This is a genomic window from Burkholderia crassaminum (assembly GCF_964265005.1).
Taxonomy (GTDB): Bacteria; Pseudomonadota; Gammaproteobacteria; order Burkholderiales; family Burkholderiaceae; genus Burkholderia.
On the sequence record NZ_OZ183799.1, the window covers coordinates 2687536 to 2705496 of the forward strand.

Below are 17961 nucleotides of genomic sequence, written 5' to 3' on the forward strand. Positions count from 1 at the left end.
GACGAAAGCACCTCGCCGACGCGGCTCCCGTCCGGCCCGACAGCCTTGCCGGACAAGCGCCGGACGTTCCGTACGGCAAGTTACACAACGTCCCGTCGTTCACTGCTAAACACCTTGCAGCGGTCGTAATAAGAACGTCTCGTGACTGTCATGGCACAGTCACGCCCGCATGGCGGAATGCCGGTAATGTCAACCGGCGCGAGTCATGCATGGGCCAGAAAACGTCCGCGACCTCCCTGTTCCGTCACCCCATCGGCGCCCGCGCCGCCACCGCCTTCCTGTCCGGTTCTGCCGCAACCGACGGGCTGGTGTCACAAGAGCCGCCTGCCGGGCACGCCACGCAGCATGACGACCCCGACTCGTCAGCCCATCGCTACCGCACCATCTGGCTGTCCGACATTCACCTCGGCTCGAGCGGTTGCCAGGCACCGTACCTGCTCGACTTCCTGCGCCACAACGATTCGGAGTACCTGTACCTCGTCGGCGACGTCATCGACGGCTGGCAGCTGAAGAAGGGCTGGTACTGGCCGCAGGCGCACAACGACGTCGTGCAGAAGATCCTGCGCAAGGCCCGCAAGGGGACGCAGGTCGTCTACATCCCCGGCAACCACGACGAAGGCGCGCGGCAGTTCTGCGATCTCGCGTTCGGCGACATCCAGGTGCGCGGCGAGGCGTTCCACACGACGCTCGCGGGCAAACGTTTGTGGATCGTGCACGGCGACCTGTTCGACGGCGTGATCCAGCACGCGAAATGGCTCGCGTACCTCGGCGACACGCTGTACACGCTGATCCTCGTGCTGAACCGCTGGTTCAACCGGATCCGCAGCCGGCTCGGCTTCCAGTACTGGTCGCTGTCGCAGTACCTGAAGCACCAGGTCAAGAACGCGGTCAACTTCATCTCGCAGTTCGAAACCGTGATGACCGACGAGGCGCGCCGCCGCGGCTGCGACGGCGTCGTATGCGGTCACATCCACAAGGCGGAGATCCGCGATATCGACGGCGTGCTGTACTGCAACGACGGCGACTGGGTCGAAAGCCTGTCCGCGCTCGTCGAAACGATGGAAGGCGAACTGAAGATCGTCTACTGGACGGTGATGCGCACCGCACCGTCGGAGACCACGTCGCGCAAGGCCAAGGCCACTGCCTGACATAACCGTACTTACAGGACACAAGCCGCGATGAAGATCATGATCGTCACCGACGCGTGGGAACCGCAGGTCAACGGCGTCGTGCGCACGCTGAAGAGCACGTCGCGCGAACTCACCGCGCTCGGCCACCGCGTCGAACTGCTGACGCCGCTGGAATTTCGCACAATACCCTGCCCGACCTACCCCGAGATTCGCCTGTCGATCCTGCCGTACCGCAAGCTGCGCGCGCGGATCGATGCGTTCGCACCCGACGCGCTGCACATCGCGACAGAAGGCCCGCTCGGCCTCGCCGCGCGGCGCTACGCGCGTTCGCGCAAGCTGCCGTACACGACCGCGTATCACACGCGCTTTCCGGAATACGTGCAGGCGCGCTTCGGCATCCCGCTGTCGGCCACCTACCGCTTCCTGCACTGGTTCCACGGCCCGTCGCTCGCGGTGATGGCACCGACGCCGGTCGTCAAGCAGGACCTCGAGAAATTCGGCTTCACGAACGTCGTGCTGTGGACCCGCGGCGTCGATCTCGACGTGTTCCGGCCGATGGAATCGAAGGTGCTCAATACCGCGCGGCCGATCTTCCTTTATGTAGGCCGCGTCGCGATCGAGAAGAATGTCGAGGCGTTCCTGCGCCTCGACCTGCCCGGCTCGAAGTGGGTCGCGGGCGAAGGCCCCGCGCTCGCGGAACTGAAGTCGCGCTATCCGGAGGCAAACTATCTCGGTGTGCTGTCACAGGCCGAGCTCGCGAAGGTGTATGCTGCGGCCGACGTGTTCGTGTTCCCGAGTCGCACCGACACGTTCGGCCTCGTGCTGCTCGAGGCGCTCGCCTGCGGCACGCCGGTTGCCGCGTATCCCGTGACGGGCCCGATCGACGTGCTCGGCGAAGGCGACGCCGGCGTGATGCACGAGGACCTGCAGGAAGCCTGCCTCGAGGCGCTGAAGATCGAACGCACGACGGCGCGCGCATGGGCCGAACGCTTCTCGTGGCGCGCGGCATCCGAGCAGTTCGCGTCGCATCTGAAGCCGCTGCCGAAGACCTCGTACTCGCCAGCAGAAGGTGCCGCCGTTTGAAACGAGACCTGAACGACAAGACCCCGCCCCCCGACGCAACGCCGCAACGGCACCGGCCGTTCGACGAGGAAGAGCCGCACGCCGACGCGGATGTGCACGCGCACGAGCCGCTCGGCCCCGACGATCGGCTGGCGCCGCTGCCGCCGAACCCGTACAAGCGCCACCGCGGCATCACGCGCGCCTGGTACGCCCTCAAGCATTCGCTGAACGGCTTTCGCGTCGCGATCCGCGAGGAGAGCGCGTTTCGCCAGGAACTCACGCTCGCCGCGCTGATGCTCCCGATCGGCGCGTTCGCACCGGTGCCGGCCGCATCGCGCGCACTGCTGATCGCGTCGGTGCTGCTCGTGCTGATCGTCGAGCTGCTGAATTCGAGCGTCGAGGCCGCGATCGACCGCATCTCGCTCGAACGCCACGAACTCTCCAAGCGCGCGAAGGACCTCGGCAGCGCCGCCGTGACGGTCGCACTGTTCGCATGCGTGACGACATGGGGCTTCGTGCTCGGACCGGTCGTCGCACGCTGGCTCGGCTTCTAGACGGCTGCCCGACGCACACCCGCAGCACCGCCCGCGTGCGGCGCTGCACCATGCGCCGCGCGGGGCCGCGTACACGAAATGCGCCCGATGTGGCGAAACCCCGGTTTATAATCGTCCGCTAGACATAGAACAGCAACCCGCGCCGGACGAATCACGCAGCATCGATTGCAGCGCCCGCCAGTCCGGCACACACAGGGCCGGACGACATGGAAGCGAAACCTCCCCGCCGCACCCGCGAACGGATTCTCGAGTTGTCGTTGAAACTCTTCAACGAGATCGGCGAGCCGAACGTCACGACCACGACGATCGCCGAGGAAATGGAAATCAGTCCAGGCAACCTGTACTACCATTTCCGCAACAAGGACGACATCATCAACAGCATCTTCGCGCAGTTCGAACAACAGATCGAACGGCGGCTGCGCTTCCCCGACGATCATCGTCCGACGATCGACGAAACCTGGTCGTACCTGCAGTACATGGCCGATTTCATGTGGACCTACCGGTTCCTGTATCGCGACCTCAACGACCTGCTCGCGCGCAATCGCACGCTCGAGACGCACTTCAAGCAGATCATCAGCCACAAGGTGCGCTTCGCGCGCGACATGTGCGAGCTGCTCGTGTCCGACGCGGAAATGGTCGCGACGCCTGCCGAGATCGAAGTCATCGCGACCAACATGGCCGTGATCTCGACGTACTGGCTGTCGTATCAGTACGTGATGCACCCGCGCAAATACAACGACCAGGACGCGATCCGCGAGGAACTTCACCAGGTCAGCATGCACGTGATCTCCGTGATGGCACCGTACCTGCGCGGCCGTTCGCGCCAGCTGTTCGACGATCTGGTCTCGGGCAAGCTGCCGAAGCGCCAGTTCACCGACTACCTGCCGCCGCGCGACGGCTCGCCGCGCCCGGCCGACAGCCCCGTCATCACCGGGCAGGCCCCCGCCAAGGATTCCAAGCAATGAAGGCAGTTTGTGTTTACTGCGGCTCGTCGTCCGGCGTGCGGCCCGTCTATGCCGACGCCGCGCGCGCATTCGGCCGCGCGCTCGTCGATGCGGGCCTCACGCTCGTCTACGGCGGCGGCCGTGTCGGGTTGATGGGCGTGATCGCCGACGAAGTGATGGCCGTCGGCGGCCGTGCGGTCGGCGTGATCCCCGAACTGCTCGTCGACAAGGAAGTCGGCCATACGGGGCTGTCGGAACTGCACGTCGTGCCCGACATGCACCACCGCAAGAAGATGATGGCCGACCTCTCGGACGCGTTCGTCGCGATGCCCGGCGGCGCCGGCACGCTCGAGGAACTCTTCGAGGTCTACACGTGGGCGCAGCTCGGCTATCACCGCAAGCCGGTCGCGCTCTACAACATCGATTCGTTCTACGATCCGCTGATCGCGCTGCTGCGCCATACCGTCGACGAGGGCTTCATGCGTCCGGCCTATTTCGACGCACTGTGCGTCGAATCGGAACCCGTCGAACTGATCGAGCGACTGCGTCGCTACCAGCCGCCCGTCCATGACAAGTGGGCGCCCGACGCAGCCAAGTAACCGTCACCGGAACCCGCACGCAATGACCGCACCGTCCGACCGCAAGGCAGTCCTCATCACCGGCGCGAGCCGTGGCATCGGCCGCGCAACCGCCGTGCTCGCGGCCGAGCGCGGCTGGGACGTCGGCATCAACTACGCGCGCGACGCGGCGGCGGCCGAACTCACCGCGCAGGCCGTCCGCGACGCGGGCGGCCGTGCGTGCGTCGTCGCGGGCGACGTCGCGAACGAAGCCGACGTCGTCGCGATGTTCGACACCGTCACGGCCGCATTCGGCCGCGTCGACGCGCTGGTCAACAACGCGGGCATCGTCGCGCCGTCGATGCCGCTCGCCGACATGCCGACCGACCGGCTGCGGCGGATGTTCGACACCAACGTGCTCGGCGCGTACCTGTGCGCGCGCGAAGCCGCGCGCCGGCTGTCCACCGACCGTGGCGGCCGCGGCGGCGCGATCGTCAACGTATCGTCGATCGCCTCCCGGCTCGGCGCGCCGAACGAATACGTCGACTACGCGGGCTCGAAAGGCGCGGTCGACTCGCTGACGATCGGCCTTGCGAAGGAACTCGGCCCGCACGGCGTGCGCGTCAACGCGGTACGCCCCGGCCTGATCGAGACCGAAATTCACGCGAGCGGCGGCCAGCCGGGCCGTGCGGCCCGCCTCGGTGCAACGACGCCGCTTGGCCGCGCGGGTGAAGCGCAGGAGATCGCCGAAGCGATCGTCTGGCTGCTTGGCGACGCGGCTTCTTACACGACGGGCGCCCTGCTCGACGTCGGCGGCGGCCGGTAATTCCGCACAGCGGCGCATCAAAAGCCGCCGCCCGAAACAATCCGTCGTTACGGCACCACAAATCTCCACAATTCCGTGACACGATCGGTAAACCTCCGTAACAATTCCGTGGTCTACTAGCGGACATTCAGACAGGTCTCATAAACGCCCGTCCGCTACCCCTTGATGTGACCCCAATCGGTCCTGCCCATGCCGCCGGACCGGCTCGACTCGACCCGAGATTCCTTCCATGCCTGGAACCGCAGCGCCCAGCCGGCGACGCACGTCTGTGCCCGCTCCGGCTCAGCACACCCGCTCGACCGCCGACGCCGACCTCACGGCAACGCTCGACGCCGCCGGCACGCCCGTCGCCGCCTCGACTGCAGCAACCAGCACGACGCACGAGCGCTCGCTCCTGCTCGGCTGGCGCGCATGGCTGTTCGTCGCTGCGCTGATCTGCGCGTATGCGCTGCCGGGCGTGCTCGGTCACGATCCGTGGAAGCAGGACGAAACCTACACGTTCGGCATCATCCAGCACATGCTCGAGACGGGCGACTTCGTCGTACCGACCAATGCCGGCCTGCCGTTCATGGAAAAGCCGCCGCTTTACGCGTGGGTCGCGACCAGCCTCGCATGGCTGCTGCAGCGCGTAATGCCGCTGCACGACGCGGCGCGACTCGCGAGCGCGCTTTTTGCCGCGCTCGCGTTCGGCTTCATCGCGCGCGCGGCGCGCGTCGCCAGCCGCGCGGACTCCTGGTTCGACCTGCGCGTGATCGGCCCCGTCGTGTTGAGCGCGGGCACGCTCGTCGTCATCAAGCACGTGCACGACATGATGACCGACGTCGCGCTGTTCGCCGGCACGGCAATCGGCTTTAGCGGGCTGCTCGAGCTCGTGATGCAGCACGTCGCGCGCGCGCAGCAGATGCGCCACGGGCTGCCGGTCCGGCCGTCGGGCCGCTGGGCCGCGCCGATCTTCGGCGCGGGCGTCGGCATTGCACTGATGACGAAGGGGCTGTTCGTGCCGCTCGTGTTCGCGGCCACGCTCGTCGGCACGCTGGTGCTCTATCCGGCCTGCCGCACCCGCTCGTTCGCGCGCTCGCTCGGCGTCGCCGCGCTCGTGTTCGCGCCATTCGCGCTCATCTGGCCGATCGCGCTGTTCCTGCGCTCCGAGACGCTGTTCATGACGTGGTTCTGGGATAACAACGTCGGCCGCTTCTTCGGCTTCTCCGTTCCCGAACTGGGCGCGGAAAACGACAAGCCGTTCTTCATCCTTCGCGCGTTCCTGCTCGTCGGCTTCCCGGTCGCGCCGCTCGCGATCGTCGCGCTCGCGCGCGGTGTGTGGCGCGACTGGCGCACGCCGCGCGTGGCGCTGCCCGTTATGTTTGCCGGCATCGGTCTCGTCGTGTTGCAAGTGTCCGCAACGTCGCGCCAGCTCTACATCCTGCCGTTCTTCGCACCGCTCGCGCTGGTCGCCGCGCAGGCCATCGAACGCCTGCCGCGCCGGCTGCATCTCGCGTGGGATTACCTGAGCCGCATCCTGTTCGGCACGGCCGCTGCGCTCGCATGGGCAATCTGGGCGGTGATGGCCAATCCGGCCGCGTCGCGCACGGATCTCGCACTACTCGGCCGCTGGCTGCCGCTCGACTGGACGATGCCGATCGAACCCGCGCTCGTGATCGGCGCGCTCGCGCTGACGGTCGGCTGGCTGACGCTGCTGCCGAAGCTGCGCGCGACGGGCCTCTGGCGCGGTGCGCTGTCGTGGGGCGCCGGCGCACTCGTCGCATGGGGGCTCATTTACACGCTGCTTCTGCCGTGGCTCGACGTCGCGAAGAGCTACCGCTCGGTGTTCGACGACCTGAACGCGCACCTCGCGCTCGAATGGAACGACGGCGACTGCATGGCGAGCCTGCACGGGCTCGGCGAATCGGAAGCGCCGATGCTGTACTACTTCTCCGGCATCCAGCACACGCCGATCGACGACGCGAAGACGACGCGCTGCACCTGGATGATCGTCCAGGGTGTGCGGGCCGTCGATCCGGCGCCCGGCAGCGAATGGAAACTGTTCTGGACGGGCGCCCGCCCGGGCGACAACGACGAACTGCTGCGCGTCTACGTGCGCACGCCTGAGCAGCACCTGCAGTAATGCACGGCGCCACGGCGCGCCGTCGGGCCTGCCCTCATGCCAGGCGTGGAGCGGTGAGCACCACCGCCTGATCCGCGAACAGCCGCCGGGAAATGCGCGCCGCCAACCGGCGCTCCCGGCCGACACGGTGCCCGTGTGACGCCGCGGGCCTGCCCCCTCCCCTTATCGCTCGACTGCCCGGATCTTCAGAACGAGGAACCGGGCTCGCGAAGAAACGCCGTCTCCTCGTCGCTCGACGCACGACCGAGAATCGCGTTCCGGTGCGGAAAGCGGCCGAAGCGCTCGACGACGGCCGCGTGCAGCAACGCGAAGCGGTGATAGCTCTCGCACCCTGCCTCGTCGCGGATGCCCGCGCACAGGCGCACGGCCTCGCGCTGGCTCTCGACCGATTCGTCGTGCTCGAACGGCAGATACGCGAACGCGCGGTGATGACCGCTCGGCAACTGCACGTCCCAGCCGGCCGCGACGACACGGCGCGCGAGCACGAGCGCCTTCGGATCGGCGGCAAACGCGCGCGGCGTGCCGCGATGGATGTTGCGCGAGAACTGGTCCAGCACGACGATCAACGCCAGCGCACCCGACGGCGAGTCGGCCCAGTGATCGCAGGCGCCGTCGCAGGCGGCGTCGAGCAGCGCGCCGTAGCGCGCGCGCAGCACGTCGTCGAACGCCGCGCCGCCGTTGAACCACACCTTGCGTTCCTGCCCGAATTCGGCCGAGCCCGGCTCGCCGAACCAGAAATCCAGAATCTCCCGCGCTTGTGGATCGAGCGTCGCTGCGCCCGCATTGCTGGTGACTTCAATCGTCATGCAAACTCCAGTACGAGGCGCCGTGTCCGCGCGCTCTTCTTTTCCAGTTTCGCGACCCGCAGCTCGCCGATTTCGGACGTGTTGCGCACATGCGTGCCGCCGCACGGCTGCAGGTCGACATGCTCGATGCGCAGCAGCCGCACCCGGCCGAGGCCCATCGGCGGCTTCACGCTCATCGTGCGCACGAGTTCGGGCCGCTCGGCCATCTCGTCGTCGGTGATCCATTCGGTCGTAACCGGGTGCGCACCGACAACAAGGCCTGCGAGACGCCGCTCGACGTCGTCGCGGTCGATCGAATCTGACGTCGCGAAATCGAGGCGCACGTAGTCGGCCGTCACGCTGCAGCCGTCGACCGCGTACGGCAGCACCGCGCACATCAGGTGCGCGGCGGTATGCAGGCGCATGTGGCGGTAGCGGCGCAGCCAGTCGATCTCCGCGGCGACGCGCGTGCCGGGCACGAGCGCCGCGACACGCGCCTCCTGCCCGGGTGCGGGCACGTGCACGGCATCGTCGGGCGTCGCGCCGTCGAACTTTGCCTTGCGCGTATCGGCAATCGCGATCGTGCTGCCGTCGGGCAGCGTCAGCGTGCCGGTGTCGCCGGCCTGGCCGCCGCCGAGCGGATAGAACACGGTGCGGTCGAGCCGGATGCCGTCGTCGCCGACGGCCAGGACGACCGCGTCGCATTGCGTGAGGTACGCGTCTTCGCGAAACAGCGCTTGTGTCGTCATCGGGCGAGCCTCGTATCGATTGGGGAAAGCGGCCAGTGTCGCGCCGCGCGGCGCACGCGCCCAGACGCAGATCGTCCCGCGCACAGGCAGCGGCGTACCGGTCGATCAACCGGGCCGGTTGCGCATCCAGTCGGCCGTTTCGTAGAACGAATGCATGAGCCGCTCGCGCAGCGGTTCGGGCAGCCCGACATCCTCCATCGCCCACGCCATGCAGCGCAGCCACTGGTCGCGTTCGACCGACGCGATCGGGAACGGCAGGTGCCGCGCGCGCAGCCGCGGATGGCCGAACCGGCTGATGTAGTGGTCGGGGCCGCCGAGCCAGCCGCACAGGAACCAGAACAGCTTGTCGCGCGAACCGTCGAGCGACGGCGGGTGCACCGCGCGAATCTGCGCGAACTCGGGCTCCAGGTCCATCAGGTCGTAAAAGCGGTCCACCATTTCGCGTACGCGGGCTTCACCGCCCACGAGCTCGAACGCCGTCGGCTGCGACGGCGCATCATCATTCACATCGGTCATACGGATAGTCGGAAAACGGGATCTTCGGGGCCGCCGGCGACGCTCATGCGTCGCGCAGCGACTGCAGCGCGGGGCGCCGCAACACATTATGCAGGCTCAGCCAGCCAGCCGCACCGGCGCACGCGGCGCCAGCCGCGATGCCGGCCGGCACGAGCCACGGATCGACGGCGAGCTGGAAGTCGAACACGCGCGACGCGAGCACCCAGCCGACCGCGATCGCGCCCGCTGACGCCAGCGCGCCGGCCAGTGCGCCGACCACGACGAATTCCGCGCGCTGCACCGCATTGACCTGCGCACGCGACGCGCCGAGCGCGCGCAGCAGCGCAGCCTCGCGCACACGCTCGTCGCGCGAGCCGGCCAGCGCCGTGTACAGCACGAGCACACCGGCCGCGAGCGTGAACGCGAACAGGAACTGCACCGCACCGACCACCTGCAGCATCATCCGCTGCAACTGCGCGAGGATCGGCGCGACGTCGATCGCGGTCAGGTTCGGGTAGCGCGCGATCAACGGATCGAGCAGCGCGGCGTCCGATGCCGGCAAATGGAAGCTCGTCAGGTACACGGCCGGAAAATCCTTCAACACCGGCGGCGGCATCAGCACGAAGAAATTGACGCGGAACGAGCCCCAGTCGAGCTTGCGCACGCTCGTGATCGGCGCGTCGACCGTCAGCCCCGTCACGTCGAAGCGCAGCACGTCGCCAGGCTTCACGTTCAGCGTCTTCGCGAGGCCGGCCTCGATCGAGATCTGTGGCGTGGCCGCGGTGCCGAACCAGTCGCCTTCGACGATCCGGTTGTCGGACGGCAGCTCGGTCGTATAAGACAGGTTGAACTCGCGGTCGACAAGCCGGCGCGCCTCGTCGGACGGGTACGCGTCAGGGTTCACCGGCTTGCCGTTGATCGCGACGAGGCGGCCGCGCACCATCGGCGCGGGTACTGCGTCGCGCACGCCGTGCGCGGTCAGGTAGGCCGCGACGTCGGCGCGCTGGTCGGGCTGGATGTCGATCAGGAACTGGTTCGGCGCATCGGGCGGCGTCGACTGCCGCCAGCCCGCGACGAGGTCGTTGCGCGTGATCGCGATCAACAGCAGGCACATCAGGCCGAGCGCGAGCGCGGTGATCTGCAGCGCGCTGGCCGTGCCGCGCCGGTGCAGCGACGCGAGCGCGTAACGCCAGCCGACGCCCGCGGCCACGCGCGCATTGCGCACCGCGCGTGCGGCGGCGAACAGCACGAGCCGTGCGATCAGCGCGAAACCGACCAGCGCGCCGGCGAAACCGCCCGCGACGATCAGCCCGAGCTTCAGGTTGCCGGCGGCCACGATCAGCAGCCCCGCGAACAGCACGACGCCGATCGCATACGCAGCCCACGCGGTGCGCGACGCATCGCCCCACTCGCGCCGCAGCACCCGCACCGGCGGCACACGCGTGAGCGGCACGAGCGGCGGCAGCGCGAAGCCGAGCAGCAGCACGAGCGCAGCGCCCACGCCGATCAGCGCCGGCCACAGCGTGGGTGGCGGCAGCACCACGTCGATCAGGCCGCCGAGCGCGGCCAGCAACGCCCAGTGGCCGCCGTAGCCGAGCACCGCGCCTGCGGCGCCGGATACGATCCCGATGCCGGCGAATTCGAGCGCGAACAACGCGCCGAGCGTGCGGCGGCTCACGCCGAGACAGCGCATCGTCGCGCAGCCATCAAGGTGGCGCCGCATGTAGCGCTGCGCGGCCATCGCGATGGCGACTGCCGCAAGCAGCGCGGTGAGCAGTGCGACGAGCGTCAGGAAGTGGCGCGCGCGATCCAGCGTCTGCCGCACCTGCGGCTGGCCTTCCTGCAACGATTCGAGACCGACGCCGCGCAGTTTCCCGCCGTCGACGCGTGCGTGCGCATACGCTTCGAAGCGCGTGATGGCCGGCTGATCACCGGCGACCAGCAGCCGGTACGTGACACGGCTGCCGTAACCCGTGAGCCCCGTCGCGGCGAGTTCATCCGCGCGCATCATCAGCCGCGGCGAAAAATTGACGAACGAAAACCCGCGATCGAGTTCACGGGAGATCGATGCGGCAACCTTGAACGTACGCAGCCCGACGCGCACCGTATCGCCCGCCTTCAGGTGCAGCGCATCGAGCAGCGCGGGATCGGCCCACACGGTACCGGGCGCAGGTATCGCGGCCGCCTTCTGCACGGCGGTGGCGCCGGCCGGCACGATGTCCACCGCGCCGCGCAACGGATACCCGGGCGACACGGCCTTCACGGCCGCGAGGCGCGAGGGCGCCGCGTCGGTCGCCCGCCCGCCCGTGGCGGACGCGATCATGCTCGGGAAGATCGCGGTCGTCGCGGTACGCAGGCCAAGCGCGCGGGCCTGCCGGTCGAACGACGGATCGACGAGGCGATCGGCCCGCACAACGAAATCGGCGCCGAGCATCTGGCGCGCGTCGCGCTCGAGCCCCTGGCGCAGCCGGTCGGCGAGGAAGCCGACACTCGTCAGCGCCGCGACCGCGAGCACCAATGCGAGGACGAGCAGCGTCAACTCGCCCGCGCGCCAGTCGCGCGCGGTCATGCGTGCGGCCTGGCGGATCAGGTCGCCGAGGCCGAAGCGGCCGGCATGCGCGGGTACCTCATGGCCGGGTTGCCCGGCCGGCGGCTGCGCCGCGTGTTGCTGCCCCTTCAATCGCGCTTCCCCCCGATCGAGTTCAGCCGCGACACCATGTGGTTCGCCATGCCGCGAAAGCCGCCCGAGACACCACGCCACAGGCGCGGGAGCGCCCACGCGGAAGCCGCGATGAACGCGGCGAGCAGCACGAGGAAGGCGAGCGGCACGAAGAACGCGAGCACGAGCCCGCCGACCACGAGGCCATCCTCGGTCGACGATGCGACCCAGTTCGAAATCGGTTCGGGAGACAGGTTGATCAGCGCGCGCGTGCCGGCCTTCGCCACGTGCGCGGCACCGGCGAGCGAGCCGCCGGCGAGCCCCGCGACCGCGAGCACGGTCGGATCGGCATGGCCGAGCGCGCCGGCGGCGAGCACGGCGCCGGCCGGGATGCGGATGAAGGTGTGCACGGCATCCCACAGCGAGTCGAACGCGGGGATCTTGTCGGCCAGGAATTCGGTGACGGTGAGCACGGCCGCCGCGCCGATGACCCACGGCGACATCAGGACGGCCAACGTGTCGGGCAGGTGGAGCCAGCCGAACCGCGCCAGCAGGCCGGCGATCAGCACGGTCAGGTACAGGCGCAGGCCGCTCGCCCACGCGAGCCCCGCGCCGAGCGAAATGGCTTCGATCATCGCCCTCTCCTTGCACTTTCCGTGCGATTTGCCGATTGATCGGATCGGGTCGGACAGACCGGCCGCGCGGCGCGTGGCGACCGGCACCGTGTGCCGCGAGAAGCACGACGGTATTCAGGCCCGAATGCGTTCCATTATAGACAGGCTATCCGAGTGACCGGCGCAATTCCGCAGCGCGACATCCCGGGCACACATGCGCCCGGGTGCCGACGCCCGGATGCCGACGTCAGGCAGCCGACGACAGCTTGAGGCCGATCAGCCCCGCGACGATCAGCGCGGCGCTCGCGACGCGCGCGACGGTCAGCGCCTCGCCCATCATCACGATGCCGAACACGAACGCGCCGACCGCGCCAATGCCCGTCCACACCGCGTACGCGGTGCCGAGCGGCAACTGGCGCATCGCGACCGCGAGCAGCCCGAAGCTGGCCAGCGCCGTCACGATCGTAAACACCGACGGACCGAGCTTCGTGAAGCCGTCCGACGATTTCAGGCCGGCCGCCCAGGCCACTTCCAGCAAACCGGCAATCAACAACCATACCCACGCCATCTCGACGTACTCCGTATCGGATGGGGCCGTCCCCGTTGAAGCGAATGGCCCGGGGTCGTCCCCGGGCGGCGCCGAGTATAACAAGATGCTTACGGACGCGCCGGCTGCGGGGCAGGCCGGCGGCCGATCGGGGGCGCGATCGGCCGGGCCCGGTCAGTTCGGTCAGTTCGATACGCGCTTCGGCGTGGCGCCGCCGACGCAGCGGTCGTCGCGGTACAGCGCCCACTCCTCGCACACGCGGCCGTCCTTGAACACGCACATTCCGACCTGCCCGCTCGACAGGTTGCGGATCGTGTGGCGGCCGCCGAGCTTGGCGCAATTGACCGACGCGGGATTGGCCATCGCCTGCTGGGGCGACGACGGTTGCTGCCCGGGCGGCAGCGGTTGGGCGAACGCGCCAGACGCAGCAAGCGCCAGCGCACAGATGACGACCAGACGGACGGACATTGCACGCTCCTCGTTTTCGTTCGCGGAACGGTCAGGATAACGGGGAATGAGCGCCGGGTGTGCACCGCGCGCGCAGGCCGCGCGACTGTCGCGCCGACGCAACCCTGCCGGCGCGCGACGTCACGCGCACGTGCGCCGCGGCAGCCCGGCCGGCCCCGTCATGCGGCGCCGACGAGCCGGTATCCGACGCCCGTCTCGGTGACGATGTACTCGGGCTGCGCCGGGTCGCGCTCGAGCTTCTGGCGCAGGTGCGCCATGTAGATGCGCAGGTAGTGGTGGCTTTCGACATGCGACGGCCCCCACACGTCGCGCAGCAGCTGCCGGTGCGTGAGCACGCGTCCCGCGTGCCGCACGAGCGTGGCGAGCAGCCGGTATTCGAGCGGCGTCAGGTGCACGATCTCGTTGTCGCGCCAAACCTGGCGCAGCGCGAGATCCACGATCACGGTGCCGAAGCTCACCTTCGGCGACTCGTTCGCGCCGCCCTGGTTGCGCCGACGCAGTTGCGCGCGAATCCGTGCGCGCAGCTCGGACACACCGAACGGCTTGGTGAGGTAATCGTCGGCGCCCGCGTCGAGCGCCGCGACCTTCTCTTCTTCCTGGGTTCGCGCAGACAGTACGATCACCGGCACCTCGGACCAGCCGCGCAGTTCGCGGATCACGTCGAGGCCGTCGGTATCGGGCAAGCCGAGGTCGACGATCACGAGATCGGGCTTGCGCGTCGCCGCGTCGATCAGCCCCTGTTTGCCCGTCTCGGCCTCGAACACGGCGATGTCCTCCTCTTCGAGCGCGGCGCGCACGAAACGGCGGATCTGCTTTTCGTCCTCGATCAGGACAACGGTCAGGCTGGGTTCACTCATGGTCTGGCAATGACTCGGATGGGGACGATGCGCCCGGCACATCGGGTTCGTCGTCGGGCACGGCAGGCGCGGCTGGCGGCGTCTCGACCGGCAGCGTGAACCAGAAGCGCGCGCCCGTCACATGGCCGTCGGGTGCGGTGCGGTTGAGCGCGCCGATTTTACCGCCGTGCGCCTCGACGATCGCGCGGCAGATCGCAAGGCCAAGCCCGATGCCCGGCGTCGCCGATTCCTTCTCGCCGCGCGTGAACTTGTCGAAGATGCGCGTTTCCATGCCGGCCGGCAAACCCGCGCCGTAATCGTCGACATGCACGCGAACGAACGGCAGCCCGTCTTCGGTCACGCGCTCGGCGCCGATGTCGAGCGGCGCATCGGGCGGTGTGTACTTCGCCGCGTTTTCAAACAGGTTGGTGAACAGGCGTTCCATCAGCACCGCGTCCATCTGCAGGAGCGGCAGGTCGGCCGGCAGCACGACGCGCGCGGGATGGCGCACGAGCACGCGCTTGCATGCGGCGAGTGCGGCGCCGACGGTTTCCTCGAGCAGCGACCACTGGCGCTTGAGCTGCAGGCTGCCGGCCTGCAGCCGCGCCATGTCGAGCAGGTTCGTGACGATGCCCGTCATCCGCAGTGCCTCGTCATGAATCGCGTCGACGAGTTCGCCCTCGCGCTGCGCAAAGCGTTCGGCCGCCGCGGTGTCGCCGCCCTGCGCGGCCGCGCGCCCGTTCGCGAGCATCGACGAGAAGCCGACGATCGTCGTGAGCGGCGTGCGCAGGTCGTGCGAGATCGCCGACAGCAGCGAGTTGCGCAGCCGCTCGGATTCCATGTTGACGAGCGCGTCGCGCGCGATTTCGACGTAGTGCACGCGTTCGAGCGCGAGCGCGATCTGCGCGGCGAATGCGTCGAGCATCCGCTGCTGCTCGGGCACCTCGAGCTCGCGCGGCTCGCGTGACGCGACCGCGAGCACGCCGCGCGTGCGCATTGGCGCCTTCAGCGGCAGGTACAGCGCGACCGTCGCGGGCAAGGTATCCGTGCCGCGGCCGGCCGGCTTCTGCTGGTCGTACACCCACTGGCCGACGTCGCTGTCGAGATCGGCGCCCGTCAGCGTGACGGCCGCGTCGGGCTCCTCGATCTTCTGGCGCACCTTGTCCGCGCTGTCGGGCAGCAGGAACGCGACGCGCGCGCGGAACACCTCGCCCACGTGGCGGCTGCCGATCTCGACGATCTGCTCGGTCGTCAGCGCCGCGCCCAGCTCGCGCGCCATCGCGTAGATCGCACCGGTGCGGCGCTCGCGGCGCTGCGCGACGCTCGCCTGGCGCGTCAGCGTCGACGTCAGGTGGCTGATCACGAGCGACGTCAGCAGCATCCCGAAGAAGGTCAGCAGGTATTGCGTGTCGCTGACCGAGAACGACATGCGCGGCGGCACGAAGAAGTAATCGAACGCCGCCACCGACAGGAACGACTGCAGCACGCCCGGGCCGCGCCCGAGCCGCACGGCCGAGAACACGACGCCGAGCAGGTACAGCATCACGAGGTTCGTGAGGTCGAGCCGCTCGGACACGAGGCTCGCGACGACCGTGATCGCCGCGCAGATCGCGGCCGCGTACGCGTAGTGCCGCGGCGGCGAACGATGCGTGCCGAACTGCGCGAACGCGTCGCGCCAGTCGCGCGCACGCGCGTCGAGCGGCGCGGCGCGCGCCTCGTCGCTCGCCGACGCGCGGATCAGCATCAGGTCGACGTCGCCCGCGCGCTCGGCGAGCTTCTCGCCGAACGGCCGCGCGAAGCGGCGCATGAGCCCGACCTTCGGCGAGCCGCCCGCGACGATCTTCGACACGTTGCGCACCTTCGCATAGCCGATCAGCGCGGCGACTGCGTCGGTGCCAGCCAGCGTAGCCGTCTCGGCGCCCAGCTCGGCCGCGAGCTTCAGCGCGTCGAGCGTGCGCTGCCGCTGCGCGTCGGGCAGCCGCTGCAGGCGCGGCGTCTCGACATACACGGCAATCCAGTCGGCCTTCAGGCTCGCGGCGAGCCGTGCGGCCGCGCGCACGAGCGTCGGCGCCTCGGCGCCGGGCCCGACGCACACGAGCAGCCGCTCGCGCGCCTGCCAGATGCGCTGGATCGAGCGGTCGGCGCGGTATTCGCGCATCTGCGCGTCGACGCGATCGGCCGTGCGTCGCAGCGCGAGTTCGCGCAGCGCGATCAGGTTGCCCTTGCGGAAGAAGTTGCGCACCGCGCGCTCGGCCTGCTGCGCGAGATAGACCTTGCCGTCGCGCATCCGCTCGAGCAGTTCCTCGGCCGGCAGGTCGACGAGCGTGACTTCGTCGGCCGCGTCGAACACGCGGTCGGGCACGGTCTCCCACACGCGGATGCCGGTGATCGCGCCGACCACGTCGTTCAGGCTTTCGAGGTGCTGGACGTTGACGGTCGTATACACGTCGATGCCCGCGTCGAGCAGCTCGTACACATCCTGCCAGCGCTTCAGGTGCCGCGCGCCCTGCACGTTCGAATGCGCGAGTTCGTCGACGAGGATCAGTTGCGGCTGGCGCGCGAGCGCGCCGTCGAGATCGAATTCGGCGAGCGTGCGGCCGCGATAGTCGATGCGCGCGAGCGGCAGCACGTCGAGGCCGCCGAGCAGTGCGGCGGTTTCGCTGCGACCGTGGGTCTCGACGATGCCGACGACGACGTCGACGCCTTCCTGCAGGCGCTGGCGCGCGGCCTGCAGCATCGCGTAGGTCTTGCCGACACCGGCCGATGCGCCGAAGAAGATCTTGAGCTGGCCGCGGCGCTGCTTTTCTTCGTCTCGCTGCAGCTTGTCGAGGAGTTGGTCTGGATCTGGACGGTTCATGCGTCAGGAAGGCGGAGCGCCCGGATGCGCGCGAGTACGAGCATTGTTGTTCCAAATCGCCGCAAAAGGCAAAGACGGCGCATGCGCCGTCGGGAAAATGGTGCGTCCGGCGCGGATCTGGCCGCACCGGACGCCGGTTGCCGCGCCGTGCGCCCGGTCAGTGCGCGGCCTGCGCCGCGTCGAGCGCGAGGTTCAGCTTCAGCACGTTCACGCGCGCCTCGCCGAGCACGCCGAACTGGCGGCCGGCCGTGTTCGCGGCGACGAGCTGCGCGACCGCGTCGGGCGCCAGGTTGCGCGCCTTCGCGACGCGCTCGACCTGGTACGCGGCGGCGGCCGGCGTGATCTCCGGATCGAGGCCGCTTGCCGATGCCGTCACGAGGTCGACCGGCACGGGCTTCGACATGTCGGTGCCGGCGTCGCGCAGCGCGGTGATGCGCCCCTTCACCTGGTCGGCGAGCGACGGGTTCAGCGGGCCGAGGTTCGAGCCGCCGGAGCCGGTCGCGTTATACGGCATCGGCGCGGTGGCCGACAGCCGGCCCCAGAAGTATTTCGGCGCGTCGAACTGCTGGCCGATCAGCGCGGAGCCGACCACCTTGCCGTCCTTCTCGATCAGGCTGCCGTTCGCCTGCGACGGGAACACGGCCTGGCCGAACACGGTCATCACGGCCGGGTAAGCAAGACCCGTCACGGCGGTCAGGACGACAAACAGCACGACGAGCGGGCGAATCAACGTTTTCATGATGTTTCCTTCAATGG

Annotated in this window: 17 protein-coding genes; 7 read left to right on the forward strand and 10 right to left on the reverse strand. The window is 69.0% G+C overall.

Translation table 11 applies throughout. The features are described from left to right. Window positions 1-209: 209 nt before the first annotated feature. From ACPTTF_RS12425 to ACPTTF_RS12455, 7 genes are all read left to right on the forward strand, one after another. The gene (locus ACPTTF_RS12425; protein ID WP_423371328.1) at window positions 210-1148 is read left to right on the forward strand and encodes a UDP-2,3-diacylglucosamine diphosphatase; all 939 of its coding nucleotides are present in this window, start codon (window positions 210-212) and stop codon (window positions 1146-1148) included. Between the two features lie 30 nt (window positions 1149-1178). Continuing rightward, window positions 1179-2213: a glycosyltransferase family 4 protein gene (locus ACPTTF_RS12430; RefSeq protein ID WP_166960703.1), complete on the forward strand. Its 1035-nt coding sequence runs from the start codon at window positions 1179-1181 to the stop codon at window positions 2211-2213. Continuing rightward, window positions 2210-2746, forward strand: coding sequence for a diacylglycerol kinase (locus tag ACPTTF_RS12435; protein ID WP_011352720.1), 537 nt, complete (start codon window positions 2210-2212; stop codon window positions 2744-2746). Before ACPTTF_RS12430 ends, ACPTTF_RS12435 begins: the two co-directional genes overlap by 4 nt. A gap of 206 nt (window positions 2747-2952) precedes the next feature. Next, window positions 2953-3711, forward strand: a complete 759-nt coding sequence (locus tag ACPTTF_RS12440; RefSeq protein WP_423371329.1) for a TetR/AcrR family transcriptional regulator — start codon at window positions 2953-2955, stop codon at window positions 3709-3711. Continuing rightward, the gene (locus ACPTTF_RS12445) at window positions 3708-4289 is read left to right on the forward strand and encodes a TIGR00730 family Rossman fold protein (RefSeq protein WP_166960709.1); all 582 of its coding nucleotides are present in this window, start codon (window positions 3708-3710) and stop codon (window positions 4287-4289) included. Before ACPTTF_RS12440 ends, ACPTTF_RS12445 begins: the two co-directional genes overlap by 4 nt. A gap of 22 nt (window positions 4290-4311) precedes the next feature. Next, window positions 4312-5073, forward strand: coding sequence for an SDR family oxidoreductase (locus tag ACPTTF_RS12450; protein WP_423371330.1), 762 nt, complete (start codon window positions 4312-4314; stop codon window positions 5071-5073). Between the two features lie 229 nt (window positions 5074-5302). Then, window positions 5303-7195: an ArnT family glycosyltransferase gene (locus ACPTTF_RS12455; protein WP_423371331.1), complete on the forward strand. Its 1893-nt coding sequence runs from the start codon at window positions 5303-5305 to the stop codon at window positions 7193-7195. Window positions 7196-7380: 185 nt separating this feature from the next. Here the strand turns inward: ACPTTF_RS12455 and ACPTTF_RS12460 are convergent, their stop codons facing one another. From ACPTTF_RS12460 to kdpC, 10 genes are all read right to left on the reverse strand, one after another. Continuing rightward, window positions 7381-8001, reverse strand: a complete 621-nt coding sequence (locus ACPTTF_RS12460; RefSeq protein ID WP_423371332.1) for a DUF924 family protein — start codon at window positions 7999-8001, stop codon at window positions 7381-7383. Beyond that, complete coding sequence (locus tag ACPTTF_RS12465) at window positions 7998-8729, reverse strand: alanyl-tRNA editing protein (protein WP_423371333.1); 732 nt, start codon at window positions 8727-8729, stop codon at window positions 7998-8000. The genes ACPTTF_RS12460 and ACPTTF_RS12465 overlap by 4 nt, the downstream gene beginning before the upstream one ends. A gap of 105 nt (window positions 8730-8834) precedes the next feature. Next, window positions 8835-9245: a group II truncated hemoglobin gene (locus tag ACPTTF_RS12470; RefSeq protein ID WP_166960725.1), complete on the reverse strand. Its 411-nt coding sequence runs from the start codon at window positions 9243-9245 to the stop codon at window positions 8835-8837. A gap of 43 nt (window positions 9246-9288) precedes the next feature. Next, window positions 9289-11904 carry an ABC transporter permease gene (locus ACPTTF_RS12475; protein WP_423371334.1) on the reverse strand — a complete coding sequence of 872 codons (2616 nt, stop codon included), beginning with the start codon at window positions 11902-11904 and terminating at the stop codon, window positions 9289-9291. Further along, window positions 11901-12518: a DUF4126 domain-containing protein gene (locus ACPTTF_RS12480; RefSeq protein WP_021161113.1), complete on the reverse strand. Its 618-nt coding sequence runs from the start codon at window positions 12516-12518 to the stop codon at window positions 11901-11903. The genes ACPTTF_RS12475 and ACPTTF_RS12480 overlap by 4 nt, the downstream gene beginning before the upstream one ends. Before the next feature lie 226 nt (window positions 12519-12744). Further along, on the reverse strand, window positions 12745-13065 hold the full coding sequence (gene sugE / locus ACPTTF_RS12485) for a quaternary ammonium compound efflux SMR transporter SugE (protein WP_021161112.1): 321 nt from the start codon (window positions 13063-13065) through the stop codon (window positions 12745-12747). Between the two features lie 162 nt (window positions 13066-13227). Beyond that, window positions 13228-13512, reverse strand: a complete 285-nt coding sequence (locus ACPTTF_RS12490; RefSeq protein WP_166960731.1) for a putative hemolysin — start codon at window positions 13510-13512, stop codon at window positions 13228-13230. A 158-nt stretch (window positions 13513-13670) separates the two neighbouring features. Next, window positions 13671-14369, reverse strand: coding sequence for a two-component system response regulator KdpE (gene kdpE, locus ACPTTF_RS12495; RefSeq protein ID WP_048249307.1), 699 nt, complete (start codon window positions 14367-14369; stop codon window positions 13671-13673). Beyond that, window positions 14362-17205, reverse strand: a complete 2844-nt coding sequence (locus ACPTTF_RS12500; protein ID WP_423371335.1) for a DUF4118 domain-containing protein — start codon at window positions 17203-17205, stop codon at window positions 14362-14364. The genes kdpE and ACPTTF_RS12500 overlap by 8 nt, the downstream gene beginning before the upstream one ends. Window positions 17206-17362: 157 nt before the next feature. Then, window positions 17363-17944, reverse strand: coding sequence for a potassium-transporting ATPase subunit KdpC (gene kdpC, locus ACPTTF_RS12505; RefSeq protein WP_423371336.1), 582 nt, complete (start codon window positions 17942-17944; stop codon window positions 17363-17365). Window positions 17945-17961: the final 17 nt, after the last annotated feature.

Excerpts from the sequence above, each read along its gene's own strand:
- ACPTTF_RS12425 (WP_423371328.1), top strand. The coding sequence starts at position 210 with ATGGGCCAGAAAACGTCCGCGACCTCCCTGTTCCGTCACCCCATCGGC.
- ACPTTF_RS12430 (WP_166960703.1), top strand. The coding sequence starts at position 1,179 with ATGAAGATCATGATCGTCACCGACGCGTGGGAACCGCAGGTCAACGGC.
- ACPTTF_RS12440 (WP_423371329.1), top strand. The coding sequence starts at position 2,953 with ATGGAAGCGAAACCTCCCCGCCGCACCCGCGAACGGATTCTCGAGTTG.
- ACPTTF_RS12445 (WP_166960709.1), top strand. The coding sequence starts at position 3,708 with ATGAAGGCAGTTTGTGTTTACTGCGGCTCGTCGTCCGGCGTGCGGCCC.
- ACPTTF_RS12450 (WP_423371330.1), top strand. The coding sequence starts at position 4,312 with ATGACCGCACCGTCCGACCGCAAGGCAGTCCTCATCACCGGCGCGAGC.
- ACPTTF_RS12455 (WP_423371331.1), top strand. The coding sequence starts at position 5,303 with ATGCCTGGAACCGCAGCGCCCAGCCGGCGACGCACGTCTGTGCCCGCT.
- ACPTTF_RS12460 (WP_423371332.1), bottom strand. The coding sequence starts at position 8,001 with ATGACGATTGAAGTCACCAGCAATGCGGGCGCAGCGACGCTCGATCCA.
- ACPTTF_RS12465 (WP_423371333.1), bottom strand. The coding sequence starts at position 8,729 with ATGACGACACAAGCGCTGTTTCGCGAAGACGCGTACCTCACGCAATGC.
- ACPTTF_RS12470 (WP_166960725.1), bottom strand. The coding sequence starts at position 9,245 with ATGACCGATGTGAATGATGATGCGCCGTCGCAGCCGACGGCGTTCGAG.
- ACPTTF_RS12480 (WP_021161113.1), bottom strand. The coding sequence starts at position 12,518 with ATGATCGAAGCCATTTCGCTCGGCGCGGGGCTCGCGTGGGCGAGCGGC.
- sugE (WP_021161112.1), bottom strand. The coding sequence starts at position 13,065 with ATGGCGTGGGTATGGTTGTTGATTGCCGGTTTGCTGGAAGTGGCCTGG.
- ACPTTF_RS12490 (WP_166960731.1), bottom strand. The coding sequence starts at position 13,512 with ATGTCCGTCCGTCTGGTCGTCATCTGTGCGCTGGCGCTTGCTGCGTCT.
- kdpE (WP_048249307.1), bottom strand. The coding sequence starts at position 14,369 with ATGAGTGAACCCAGCCTGACCGTTGTCCTGATCGAGGACGAAAAGCAG.
- ACPTTF_RS12500 (WP_423371335.1), bottom strand. The coding sequence starts at position 17,205 with ATGAACCGTCCAGATCCAGACCAACTCCTCGACAAGCTGCAGCGAGAC.
- kdpC (WP_423371336.1), bottom strand. The coding sequence starts at position 17,944 with ATGAAAACGTTGATTCGCCCGCTCGTCGTGCTGTTTGTCGTCCTGACC.